A 12,411-nucleotide genomic window follows, 5' to 3' on the forward strand; every position below is an offset into this window, starting at 1 on the left:
GGCGAATGCTATTTTTTGAGTAATATGTACAACGGCAATTCAATCAAAAAACTCGCCAACAGCAGATTGAACAGGTTCTGCCCTTGGGAGTGTGTCAGCATCAACCCAACAGAGAGATACAGATACACATGCCCATCACCAGTTGCCGATATCCGCTTCGCCCAAGCATAAACACCGTGACGTTGGCTCAAATCCACAATGCGGTAAAACATGCGCTTATCTAAGTCTGCAATGTAACTCAACATAAAACAGGCTCCTTGCTGGCATGCCAGCGAGTATCATGGCGATGTTAATGAGTGCATTCTCTCGACAGCTGTTAGCGTCTGCATGTGTTAACGCCCTGTCAGACGACTATTTCACGATAGAACCCCACGCTAAACCTACGACAACTTAAACAGAGATGGCTTAAGTGCTCAGTGTTAAGGTGAGACTAAGAACTACCGATGACGGTAAAGTGACATCAGGCCTAAAGTTTTATGACATATGTGGCGAAAATGGCGAGGAATGAAGCTATCAATTGGAGCAAGAGGGAAAACGTACGGGGAGAATACAGTGCTGCCCAGTTGCTATGAACGGGCAGCACTGTCAGAAAACCTTCAAGCGACAGCTTGTTCCAGCGCTTTAGCGCGGTAAATTTTCGTCAAATGGTAAATATTGATACAGGCAACAAAGGCGTTCATCCCCGCAACAGGCCAGGCTGAAATAAATACGCCATAGATAACAAACAAGGTACAACCGACAAAGTTTAACCATCTTAACCAGATGATATTCTTCATCATAAGTGAAATTGCCACCATTACTGAGGCAAAATAACCAATAATTTCAATCGTGTTTACAGCTTCCATAGGCACCTCTCGAAGGCCCTCTACCGTCCATAAGCGTAACGGGGGGTCCTTGCCCCTAAAGCAAATTAAGTTAAGTAAGTTAATTTAAACTTGGGATATAATACCAAAACGCGCAACAGAGTTGTAATAAAAAACCGTTATTTAATGACCGATATCAAGTTTTGAGGATAAACACCTGTTAAGTGACGAAAGTTTACAACATAAGTGTTAACGTCCAAGTGCAACAATACCGTGATTGATAACACTTTTCTTTTCAGGAATCCCTTTTATACTGGCGTAAACTCGCTAAACTGTACGCAACGCGGATCAATAGGAGTGTAAATATGGAATACAACACCTCAGAACTATGTGACATGTACTTAGATGTCGTAGATGTAGTCGAGCCCATGTTCAGTAACTACGGTGGTTGTAGCTCTTTTGGCGGTTCTATCAGCACCATTAAGTGCTTTGAAGACAACGGCCTAATCACCGAGGTCTTACAAGAAGATGGCCAAGGTAAAGTCTTGCTGGTTGACGGTGGTGGTTCATTACGCCGCGCCCTGATCGATGCATCTATCGCAGAAATCGCAGTCAACAACAACTGGGAAGGCATTATCGTTTACGGTTCAGTACGCGATGTGGATGCGCTGGAAGAATTAGACATCGGCATTCAAGCCCTTGCTTCAATTCCTGTGGGCGCCGATGGCAATTCAGTGGGTGAAGTCGATATCCCGGTCAACTTTGGCGGCGTGACCTTCCTCCCAGGCGATCATATCTATGCCGATAACACTGGCGTCATTCTATCGCCAGAACCACTCGATATCGAGTAATGCTAAATAACATCGAAAGAAAGCCAGCTAAGCTGGCTTTTTTATTGGCAGATACCATTAAGTACCATTGAATATTCGTCCTTGGGTACGCCACAATATCCCTGTCCCTACCCGATAAGAATACTAATCTATGTCTGAATTTATCCCATTTACCCAAGCCGATATCGCCAGTCTCGTTAGCCCGCGAGCCGGTGAGACCAAAATAGGCCAATGCGTACACTTGGCTAACCATGAACATCCATTAGAAACGATACTCACCACCGCTAAAGCCCATGGTGCACAATTTGCCATTGTCGGAGTGGGTGAAGATATCGGCCCACGGGCTAACCTAGGCAGAGGCGGTGCCACCGACGCCTTTACCACCAGCATGCGCCAGTGGTTGAATTTACAGTCGAATCGTTTTCTTTCGGGCGCCGAATGCCTGATTTTAGGACAAGTTCATACGGCGGATCTGCAATTACAGGCACAGGATGGCGAAGGCGCGAGCCTAACCCATCTACGCCAAGCAGTTGAGCAGCTCGATGAACGGGTGATTAAACTAGTCAGCGCCATACAAGCGGCAGGGCTTGAACCCATAGTGATTGGTGGCGGCCACAACAATGCCTATGGCCTGTTAATGGCGACCTCGGCCCATTATCAACGCCAAGTTGCCGCAGTGAATTTAGATCCGCACAGTGATTTTCGCCTGCTCGAAGGGCGTCACAGCGGTAATGGCTTTAGTTACGCCGCCAATCGCGGTGCGCTGGGGTATTACCATGTGCTCGGTTTGCACGAGCTCAAAAACAGCGAGGCCAATTTACAACAACTCACCGAGTTTGGTGGCACTTGGCATAGCCTCCAACAAATTTGGATTCGCCGAGAGATTAGCCTGACACAGGCGCTACAGGATATTGCCAACAAACTTAACCAAACAGCGCTCCCAGTAGCGCTAGAGTTGGATGTCGATGCCATCGCCAAAATGCCGAGCAGTGCCTCTACAGCTGCGGGAATTCCCCTACTCGATGCCGCCCACTACATTAGCTATATCGCCAGCCGATGTCCCTGTGCTTATTTACATTTAGCCGAAGCCGCACCAAGCTGTCATGAGGCCGGCATAGAGGCGGGCTTTAGGGACGTGGGTCAAAGTATCAGCGAGTTAATTTATGCCTATGTACAAGCAAGATGCCAATTTTTAGCCCGATAGCATCGTTTGCTTGTACCCTTACAGGCGCGAAGCTATTCACCAAATCCTGATATTGTGGTCTAATGCCAGTCCATTTTATCGGGTCGACACACTAAACACTGGCAAAAGCCAAACTCTTTAAGCTAACGCCTTGAGGAGAGTTTACTAGCTCGATCACAGAGTGATAGATCAAAGATTCAGCAAATGCAGGCGATGGCTTACACTCGCCACTAATACTTTGCAAAACAATAGGAATACATTGATGTCTGAGGGTGAATCTAAAAATACCCACTTTGGTTATAAAACCGTAGAGGCGGATAAAAAGGCCGATCTCGTTGCTGGCGTGTTCCATTCGGTTGCCGCCAAGTACGATATCATGAATGACGTTATGTCCTTCGGTATTCACCGTTTTTGGAAACGCTACACCATTGAAGTATCTGGCGCTCGTCCGGGTATGAAGGTGCTTGACCTTGCCGGTGGTACGGGCGATTTAACCGCTAAATTCTCTCACTTAGTGGGTGATAAAGGCGAAGTGGTTTTAGCTGATATCAACGATTCTATGCTAAAAGTGGGCCGCACTAAGCTACGTGACAAAGGCATTGTCAACAATGTCAGCTACGTGCAAGCCAATGCCGAAGCACTGCCCTTCCCCGATAATCACTTCGATATCATCACCATCGCCTTTGGTCTGCGTAACGTGACAGACAAAGATGCCGCGCTTCGTTCTATGAACCGCGTACTTAAGCCAGGCGGTAAGTTATTGGTATTAGAGTTTTCTAAGCCCCAGCATGAAATCATGCGTAAAGTGTATGATTTATATAGCTTCAAAGTCTTACCAAAGATGGGTGAACTCATTACTAAAGACGCTGACAGCTATGAGTACTTGGCCGAATCCATTCGGATGCATCCAGATCAAGACACTCTTAAGCAAATGATGGTGGATGCGGGCTTTGAACAGGTCGATTACACCAATATGACCGATGGCATTGTCGCCCTGCACCGTGGTTATAAATTCTAATGATGCCGCAAGAAGTGGTGTTACTTGCCTGCGCCGCTATTGAGATGGGTCTGAAACAACTTCAGACCCAAGCGGGCGACGCCTATGCGCGCCAGCGCCAGCTACATGGCAAAGTATTTCGTATTCAATTAACGCAACTCAACTGGCCAATTTACTTGGTCTTTGCCAAAGAAATCCAAGTACTGAGTCGCTATGAAGGCGATGTCGATGTCAGTCTGCACGCTGATGCAACGACACTTTATCGCGTGTCAGAAGGTGCCAACCTGACTGAACTTATCAAGCAAGATAAGCTCAAGCTCGAAGGCGATCTGAACTTATTACAAAGCTTTAGCCAATATCTACGTAGCATAGAGTTTGATTTTGCCGAACCCATTTCGCGTTATTTGGGTGACGGCCCCACTCACAAGCTCATCAGTACAAGCCATCAGGCAAAAGGTCTTGCACTTGAAGTATTGCGTAAAACCCGCTCCCATTTAGGGCAACTCGCTATCGAAGAGTATCGGCTTGCGCCCCATCGGATTGAACTTATTCATTTGTGCGATCAAATAGATGACTTAGTTAACGACACTCGCGCGCTCGAACAACGGATTGCCCAATTAAGAGACTCAATTAAGCCATGACCCTTGCCAGTATCCGCCGCGGTTATCATGTGATTAAGACCCTATTGCAATATGGGTTAGATGATGTTTTACCGCCAAAGATGACCCCTTGGTACTTTAAACTCGCCCGCAATAGTCTGTTTTGGATCCGTAATAAACACAAAGGTAAATCCGGTGGCGAGCGCTTAAAGCTAGCAATGCAAGAGCTTGGCCCTGTGTATATCAAGCTCGGGCAAATGCTCTCCACCCGCCGTGACTTACTGAGTGATGAATGGGCGACAGAGCTTGCCATGTTGCAGGATAAAGTCCCTCCCTTCGATGGCGCACTCGCCCGACTCGCGATAGAAGCAGAGCTTAAAGCACCAATCGAGACCTTCTTTAATGACTTTAATGAAACGCCATTAGCCTCGGCCTCGATTTCCCAAGTACATACCGCCACGCTTAAATCCAATGGCAAGGCCGTGGTATTAAAAGTGCTGCGCCCGAACGTAGAAACTAAAATCCAGGCCGATCTCCTGCTGATGTCGCAAACGGCGAAGGTCATCGATTATCTTCTTGGCGAAGGTAACCGACTACGCCCAGCCGAGGTGATTGAAGATTACCGCGTCACCATTTTAGGGGAGCTCAACCTTAAGCTTGAGGCCCTCAATGCCATTAAGCTACGTAATAACTTCCTCGACTCAGACGCGCTCTATATTCCTTATGTATATGAAGAGTTTTGTTATCCACGCTTGATGGTGATGGAACGGATTTACGGTATTCCAGTATCGGATATCGCTGCACTTAAGGCACAAGGAACAAACTTTAAACTGCTAGCCGAACGGGGCGTAGAGCTATTTTTCACCCAAGTGTTCCGCGATAACTTTTTCCACGCGGATATGCATCCGGGAAATATTTTTATCTCCCGCGAACATCCCGAAAATCCTTACTACATCGGCCTTGATTGCGGCATTATGGGCACGCTCAGTGAGGTCGATAAGCGCTATCTCGCGGAAAACTTCCTCGCGTTTTTCAATCGTGATTATCACCGCATCGCGCAACTGTATATTGAGTCGGGCTGGGTGTCGGAAAAAACCGATCTGCAAGCCTTTGAACAAGCCATCAAGGTCGTGTGTGAACCCATGTTTAACAAGCCCTTAGATGAAATCTCCTTCGGGCATGTGTTGTTAGAGCTGTTCCGTACCGCACGGCATTTTGATATCGTCGTGCAGCCTCAGCTCGTGCTGCTCGAAAAGACTTTGCTGTACATTGAAGGTTTAGGCCGTCAGCTCTATCCGCAGCTGGATCTCTGGCAGACCGCTAAACCCTTTTTAGAGCAGTGGATGGCCGAGCAAGTGGGACCTAAAGCCATGTTTAAAAAGGTATCCACAAAACTGCCATATTGGTCTGATAAACTTCCGGAATTCCCTGAACTAATTTATGACAACCTTAAATTAGGCAGGAAATTGCTGAGTTCTCAGCAACAAATGCTAGATAAGTATCTGAAATACCAGCAGCAAGCACATAAGAGTAATTACTTACTCATCACTTCTGCAATTTTATTGATCTGTGGCACGTTATTGTTCAACCAAGACGCTACACTGTTGAGCCCTTACGTGTGCCTGATTTCAGGTACGGTACTGTGGATTATCGGATGGCGATCTAGGCCAAAGAATCGTAAATTTTAGCTAGCACTAATTAATCAGAGGTTCATAATAGAACCGATATCAATTAAGAGGATACCTTCATGGGTGGCATTAGTATTTGGCAACTTCTTATCATCGCGTTAATCGTTGTCTTATTGTTTGGAACTAAGAAATTACGCTCTTTGGGTGGTGACTTAGGTGGTGCTGTTAAGGGCTTCAAAAACGCCATGTCTTCAGAAGAAGATAAAAAGGCGCTAGAAGACACTGAAGCGGCAAAACCAGTGCAAACTGCACAAACCGCACAACCAACTCAACAGGCGACTGAAAAGAAACCTGAGTCTCACAAAGAACAGGCGTAACTCTTTATGTTTGACGGTATCGGCTTTATGGAGCTGCTGCTGATCGGTGTTCTGGGGCTGGTCGTTCTTGGCCCCGAACGTCTACCGGTTGCAGTACGTTCAGTAACCAGTTGGATCCGCGCGATGAAACGCATGGCCAACTCAGTCAAAGAAGAACTTGAGCAAGAGCTAAAGATCGAACAGTTGCACGCCGACCTCAAAAAAGCGGAGAGCAAAGGTTTATCTAACCTCTCTCCCGAGCTGCAAGAGTCAATCGATCAATTGAAGCAAGCCGCGCAGTCAGTGAATCGTCCTTACCAAGTGCAAGATATTCCCAGTGCACAGGAAAACCAGATCCACAATCCTGCAAGCCAAACGGTTTCTACCGAGGCGAGTCCAACTTCGGCTTCCTCCGCCCCACATAGTGAGTCCATTCAGGGCGAGGATACCCGTTCTAACCCGAAAGCTAACGGATAATTCATGTCGCAACAGCAGCCACTTATCAGCCATTTGCTTGAACTTAGGTCCAAGCTGCTTAAATCCATTGCCAGTGTATTGATTGTATTTATTTGTAGTGTGTATTGGGCAAATGATATTTACCATTACATGGCAATCCCTTTAATGCAGTCTTTGCCCTTAGGTGGCAGTATGATTGCGACCGATGTGGCCGCACCTTTCTTCGCCCCTTTTAAACTGACATTAGTTCTGTCATTTTTTGTGGCCGTACCCTATGTGCTCTTTCAAATTTGGTCCTTCGTAGCACCGGGTTTGTATAAGCATGAAAAACGCTTAGTTATGCCGCTACTTTTTAGCAGCACAGTGCTATTTTATTTAGGTATAGCCTTCGCTTATTACGTTGTATTCCCAGTTGTATTTGGCTTTTTTGCCAACACGGCTCCAGAGGGAGTACAAGTTGCAACCGATATTAGCAGCTATCTTGATTTTGTACTGAAATTATTTTTTGCATTCGGCTTATCCTTTGAGATCCCGATTGCCGTTGTTTTACTCTGCTGGGCTGGTGTGACAACACCTGAAGATCTCAAGCAAAAAACGCCCCTATATTATTGTCGGCGCATTCGTGGTGGGTATGCTGCTCACACCACCTGATGTTATTTCCCAAACTATGCTTGCCGTGCCAATGCTGTTATTGTTCGAAGGCGGTTTATTTGCGGCTCGTTTTTACAGTAAACCTGATGACGAGACCGATGAAGAACAACCAACGAATGACTAATGCCTCAATCGGCATTAGAGGAAAATAATAATAAGGAAACTGGGATGCGTTTAACTCTACTGACTGGTGCAGTGTTACTGGTATCTGCACAGGCTAATGCAGGTATTGAGCAGCAATTAACTCAATGTGCAGGGATAACAGACAAGCTCGAGCGCTTGGTATGCTATGACAACCTCGCAGTAAGCATTCAAGTCACCACAGTGACCAATAACACCACGGCACCGATAGCTGTCGCCCCCGTTGTCACTCCCGCAGCTGCAGCTGTGGCGACTGCAGCTCCTGTTGCTGCCGCCGCGACCAATGTCGAAGATAATTTCGGTATGGAAGTTAAACGCGTTCAAGAGAATACGACTGATAAAATTTATCTCGATGTGGGGTCAATAGCAGAAGATGCCTACGGTGCTTTAAAAATTACCTTTACCAATGGCCAAGTTTGGAAACAAACCGAAAACCGTAAATTCAATCTCAAAGTCGGTGAAAAAGTATTTATCGAAAAAGCTGCGCTTGGCTCTTTCTTAATGGGCACAGAAAGTCGTAATGCTAAGGTGAGGGTAAAACGCCTAAAATAATGTCATCTTATATAGATATCGCTGTCAACTTGCTTGGCAGCGCACTCGAACCAGACATAGCGCAAATCATACAAGCGGCGGCGGACCAAGGGGTTTCGCCGTTAATTGTTATTGGCAGTGATTTAAGTGAAAGCGCGGCAGCAATTCAATTATGCCAAAACTACCCTAACCAGCTTTATTGCACCGCAGGCGTGCATCCCCACCATGCTAGCGAATGGCAAACTGATTCCAAACAAATTCACGCAAATTTATGTGAAGCACCACAGGTTGTTGCTGTAGGCGAGTGCGGGCTAGACTACAATAGAGACTTTTCCCCCCGTCCGGCTCAGCGCCAAGCATTTATCGCCCAATTAGAACAGGCGATTGACCTTCAAAAACCCGTTCTGATGCATGAGCGAGATGCCCATAGTGATTTTTTAAGCATCGTTAGTGAGTACCGCCCACATCTTCGCGGCGCATTGTTACACTGCTTTACTGGCAGCCAAGCACAAATGGAAGCTTATATCGATCTCGATTTACACTTAGGAATTACAGGTTGGGTTTGTGATGAAAGACGCGGCCAAGAATTAGCAGCGCTAGTGCCATTTATTCCAAAAGATCGCTTATTGATCGAAACAGATAGTCCTTATCTACTGCCGCGTAGCATGCGTCCTAAGCCTAAATCCAGTAAAAATAAACCCGAATATTTGCCTTATATTGCTCGGTATATTGCCAATCTACGCGGAGAAGATCCGGCTGAATTTGCAAAACAATGCTATCAAAATAGCCTAGCGTTTTTTAATTTGAGTCAACAGAATGGCTAAATTAAGTTGCTTATTGGTTTTGCTTATCAGCATGCTCATATCATCGGGCAGCTTCGCAAGCATAATCAACATCAATGAACACACTCCGACGCCGCTCAGTCTAACACCTTGGCTAATGGTGACTCATCCCCATTCTGAAAGTCAGTTAGCGGACATTGAAGCACTTCCCAAGGCACAATGGCATAAGTTTACCAATAAGGATATTCAACGTCTTAGCCTGCATAATTTTTGGCTGTCTGTTAATCTTAGTAGTAACAACGAAAGCCTTTCACGCATTCTTGCCTTAGATAATCCCTTATTAGATAAAGTAACTATTTACCATCTTGTAGATAACCAACTCGTCAACACAACGTATATGGGAGATACACTTCCCTATAAACAGCGTCCACTGCTGAGTAATATTTTTCTATACCCTTTTAAAATTAACACCAATGAACAACATACCTTTTATATACATATTGAAACCGAAGGCAATGCGGCCGTTCCTTTAAATTTATGGTCAGCCAACGATTTGGCACAAATAGCGGAATCAACAGCTGTCGAACATGGATTTCAGCTTGGGGTACTCGCCGCCATAGGTATCTTCAGTCTATTTATCGCGTTAGCTTCTGGTTCATTCAGTTACAGCTATTACTCCGGCTACGTCCTTAGCATGACTCTCTTAGTTGCCACGATTAATGGTTTCGCATTCCGCTTCCTCTGGCCTAATTGGCCAACATTGCAGCAACTAATGGTTCCTGTGCTACTCCCTTTGGTTATGGCTTTCGCCTTAATGTTTACCGAAAAAATTTTACAATTAAAATACTATAATCGCCGCATGCTATTGATGTGCCGTTATAGTGCCGTTTATATCCTTTTAATCTGTTTATTAGTTCCCTTTTTGCGTTATGGCACTGTACTTTATATTGAGATTATCTCGGTTGTCGTGCTCAGTATCATTATGATGATACTCGCAATTATTCAAGCCGCTAGAGGGCAAAAATTAGCCAAACTTTATACTGTTGGCTGGGTGAGTATGCTGACAGGTGCGTGCCTGAGTAGCTTACTGTATTTAGGCGTTATCGAGCTGAATATCAAACCTCAGACACCTGTAATGCTGGGGTTAACCTTTGAAATCATCTTTATGTCACTCGTGCTTGCTATCCGCTATAACGACGAACGTAAAGCCAAACAACGCATTCAACAAGAAGCACTAAAACAAGCACAAAAAATTCGTAGCGCACGTGAAGATGCATTAAAAGTAGAAGCAGAAACTAACGAAAGACTGGAACAAATGGTGCAAGAGCGCACTTTGGAACTTGAAATTACCCTGCGCGAATTGCATGAAGTTAATCAAAAGCTCACAGAACAAAGCACTATAGACAGCTTAACGGGGGCTAAAAACCGCAGTGCCTTCGATAAACGCCTATTAGCAGAAAGCCGTATAAGTCGTCGTCAAGAAACGCCAATAGCACTATTAATGATCGATATCGATCGATTTAAATCTATCAATGATCAATTTGGTCATTTAGCGGGTGATCAGGCCCTAAAACTTATCACAAAGACATTGCAGCAGCATTTAAAACGACCAACCGATCTAGTATCACGTTTTGGTGGAGAAGAGTTTGCTATTATTCTTCCCAATACCAACGCGGATGGTGCGCTTCAAGTCGCTGAAAATATAAGAGATGCAGTGGCTAGTATCGGCCTTCAATGGGAAGGAAAACCCATACCACTCACCGTCAGTATCGGCGTGAGTGCCGACGTAATCTTAAATGAACAACACAGTACCGAATTATTAGAGCAGGCAGATAAAGCCCTCTATCAAGCAAAAAATAGCGGACGCAATCAAGTGAAATTGTATGCGCCAGCGCAAACAGAACCTAATTAGGAGTCTAATGTGAATATCATTACCAGTGCCTTCCCACAGCGCAGAATGCGCCGCATGCGCAAACATGATTTTAGCCGTCGCCTGATGGCAGAGAATCACCTAACAGTGAATGACCTAATCTATCCTATGTTTGTGCTCGAAGGCAGTAATCGCAGCGAAAAAGTCGCTTCAATGCCAGGTGTGGAGCGTTATTCAATCGACTTACTGCTCAAAGAAGCAGAAGAACTTGTTGAATTAGGCATCCCCTTAATTGCCCTCTTTCCTGTCACGCCTGCAGAGAAAAAGTCTCTCATGGCAGAAGAAGCTTACAATGCTGACGCACTAGTGCAACGTGCTGTACGTGAACTCAAAAAAGCCTTCCCACAACTTGGCATTATGACGGACGTGGCTCTCGATCCTTTCACGACCCATGGTCAAGACGGCATTATTGATGAAACAGGCTATATCCTGAATGACATCACTACAGAAATTTTAGTTAAACAAGCCTTGTCCCATGCCGAAGCAGGCGCTGATATTGTTGCGCCATCGGATATGATGGATGGCCGCATCGGCGCGATCCGTCAAGCACTGGAAGCAGCTGGCCATGTTAATACCCAGATCATGGCCTATTCAGCCAAATACTCTTCGAGCTACTATGGCCCATTCCGTGATGCAGTTGGCTCAGCAGGCAACCTAAAAGGTGGCAATAAGCATAGCTATCAAATGGACCCAGCTAACAGTGATGAAGCACTACACGAAGTGGCGCTCGATATCCAAGAAGGTGCTGATATGGTGATGGTAAAACCAGGTATGCCATATCTCGACATCGTTCATCGTGTTAAAACTGAGTTAGCTGTTCCTACTTTTGCTTACCAAGTGAGTGGTGAATATGCCATGCACATGGCCGCGATCCAAAATGGCTGGTTAGCTGAAAAGGCTATCGTCATGGAATCGCTACTATGCTTCAAACGTGCCGGTGCCGATGGCATCCTTACCTACTTCGCCAAACGTGCAGCACAGTGGCTAAAAGAAGCTAAATAATCGAGATTAGAAACCAATTCTAAGCATAAAGGGCAGCCAAACGCTGCCCTTTTTATTAGCTCGAAGAAAGCCTTTGAAACTATTGCTCTGTCGGTCAAATCGATATGTAGGTAATAACTATCGTCATCGCAGAAGTGAATAAAAGGAAGTAATGAATAGGAAGTAGTAATAGAGAGAATGAAATTACAAACGGCTAAAACAAAAAAGCCAGCTTATTCAGCTGGCTTCATTGTTTAATTAGGCGCTTGGCGATGACCTACTCTCACATGGGGAGACCCCACACTACCATCGGCGCGATTGCGTTTCACTTCTGAGTTCGGGATGGGATCAGGTGGGACCACAATGCTATTGTCACCAAGCAAATTCTTACTGGCTAATTCTACGTCTGACGGCATTGTTTCCTCACTCCAGTGCTCATGTACTACCGTACACTCTGCCCTTCGCGCGTCACGGCTTTGTCAGCCGCACAATTACCTGCGTAATTAACCTTGATTCTTTAATTTAGAAAGCTGGTTTGAGTTG

General features: G+C 45.6%; 12 protein-coding genes, 1 rRNA gene and 2 pseudogenes. 12 read left to right on the top strand and 3 right to left on the bottom strand.

Annotated features, from left to right (window positions below):
* Positions 1-14 precede the first annotated feature (14 nt).
* Together SHEWPOL2_RS19775 and SHEWPOL2_RS19780 are read right to left on the bottom strand one after the other, a co-directional pair.
* A pseudogene (locus SHEWPOL2_RS19775) lies at positions 15-245 on the bottom strand (phosphatase PAP2 family protein); the annotation flags it as partial.
* A 351-nt stretch (positions 246-596) separates the two neighbouring features.
* Positions 597-845: a YgjV family protein gene (locus SHEWPOL2_RS19780; RefSeq protein ID WP_011073879.1), complete on the bottom strand. Its 249-nt coding sequence runs from the start codon at positions 843-845 to the stop codon at positions 597-599.
* A 323-nt stretch (positions 846-1,168) separates the two neighbouring features.
* Here SHEWPOL2_RS19780 and rraA point away from each other — a divergent pair, with 323 nt between their 5' ends.
* The 12 genes and pseudogenes from rraA to hemB all read left to right on the top strand — a co-directional run bounded on the left by rraA (position 1,169) and on the right by hemB (position 11,889).
* A complete protein-coding gene (gene rraA, locus SHEWPOL2_RS19785) occupies positions 1,169-1,654 on the top strand; it encodes a ribonuclease E activity regulator RraA (protein WP_037422666.1) in 486 nt (161 codons plus the stop codon).
* 130 nt (positions 1,655-1,784) lie between these two features.
* The gene (locus tag SHEWPOL2_RS19790; protein ID WP_037422663.1) at positions 1,785-2,837 is read left to right on the top strand and encodes a formimidoylglutamase; all 1,053 of its coding nucleotides are present in this window, start codon (positions 1,785-1,787) and stop codon (positions 2,835-2,837) included.
* A gap of 241 nt (positions 2,838-3,078) precedes the next feature.
* Positions 3,079-3,834 carry a bifunctional demethylmenaquinone methyltransferase/2-methoxy-6-polyprenyl-1,4-benzoquinol methylase UbiE gene (ubiE, locus tag SHEWPOL2_RS19795; protein WP_037422660.1) on the top strand — a complete coding sequence of 252 codons (756 nt, stop codon included), beginning with the start codon at positions 3,079-3,081 and terminating at the stop codon, positions 3,832-3,834.
* Positions 3,834-4,454: an SCP2 sterol-binding domain-containing protein gene (locus SHEWPOL2_RS19800; protein ID WP_037422657.1), complete on the top strand. Its 621-nt coding sequence runs from the start codon at positions 3,834-3,836 to the stop codon at positions 4,452-4,454. Before ubiE ends, SHEWPOL2_RS19800 begins: the two co-directional genes overlap by 1 nt.
* On the top strand, positions 4,451-6,100 hold the full coding sequence (ubiB, locus tag SHEWPOL2_RS19805; protein WP_037430956.1) for a ubiquinone biosynthesis regulatory protein kinase UbiB: 1,650 nt from the start codon (positions 4,451-4,453) through the stop codon (positions 6,098-6,100). Before SHEWPOL2_RS19800 ends, ubiB begins: the two co-directional genes overlap by 4 nt.
* A 59-nt stretch (positions 6,101-6,159) precedes the next feature.
* Positions 6,160-6,417 carry a Sec-independent protein translocase subunit TatA gene (gene tatA, locus SHEWPOL2_RS19810; RefSeq protein ID WP_037422651.1) on the top strand — a complete coding sequence of 86 codons (258 nt, stop codon included), beginning with the start codon at positions 6,160-6,162 and terminating at the stop codon, positions 6,415-6,417.
* 6 nt (positions 6,418-6,423) lie between these two features.
* Entirely contained in the window at positions 6,424-6,873 is a 450-nt protein-coding gene (tatB, locus tag SHEWPOL2_RS19815; RefSeq protein ID WP_037422648.1) for a Sec-independent protein translocase protein TatB, read from the top strand.
* A gap of 3 nt (positions 6,874-6,876) precedes the next feature.
* A pseudogene (tatC, locus tag SHEWPOL2_RS19820) lies at positions 6,877-7,627 on the top strand (twin-arginine translocase subunit TatC).
* Between the two features lie 44 nt (positions 7,628-7,671).
* Entirely contained in the window at positions 7,672-8,196 is a 525-nt protein-coding gene (locus SHEWPOL2_RS19825) for a hypothetical protein (protein ID WP_037430966.1), read from the top strand.
* Positions 8,196-8,999, top strand: a complete 804-nt coding sequence (locus SHEWPOL2_RS19830) for a TatD family hydrolase (RefSeq protein WP_037430960.1) — start codon at positions 8,196-8,198, stop codon at positions 8,997-8,999. The genes SHEWPOL2_RS19825 and SHEWPOL2_RS19830 overlap by 1 nt, the downstream gene beginning before the upstream one ends.
* The gene (locus SHEWPOL2_RS19835) at positions 8,992-10,869 is read left to right on the top strand and encodes a diguanylate cyclase (protein WP_037430962.1); all 1,878 of its coding nucleotides are present in this window, start codon (positions 8,992-8,994) and stop codon (positions 10,867-10,869) included. The genes SHEWPOL2_RS19830 and SHEWPOL2_RS19835 overlap by 8 nt, the downstream gene beginning before the upstream one ends.
* A gap of 9 nt (positions 10,870-10,878) precedes the next feature.
* Positions 10,879-11,889: a porphobilinogen synthase gene (hemB, locus tag SHEWPOL2_RS19840; protein ID WP_037422636.1), complete on the top strand. Its 1,011-nt coding sequence runs from the start codon at positions 10,879-10,881 to the stop codon at positions 11,887-11,889.
* Between the two features lie 243 nt (positions 11,890-12,132).
* Here the strand turns inward: hemB and rrf are convergent.
* Positions 12,133-12,248 (bottom strand): 5S ribosomal RNA (gene rrf / locus SHEWPOL2_RS19845).
* Positions 12,249-12,411: the final 163 nt, after the last annotated feature.

Origin of the sequence: Shewanella sp. POL2, assembly GCF_000282755.1 — a bacterium.
GTDB lineage: Bacteria > Pseudomonadota > Gammaproteobacteria > Enterobacterales > Shewanellaceae > Shewanella > Shewanella xiamenensis.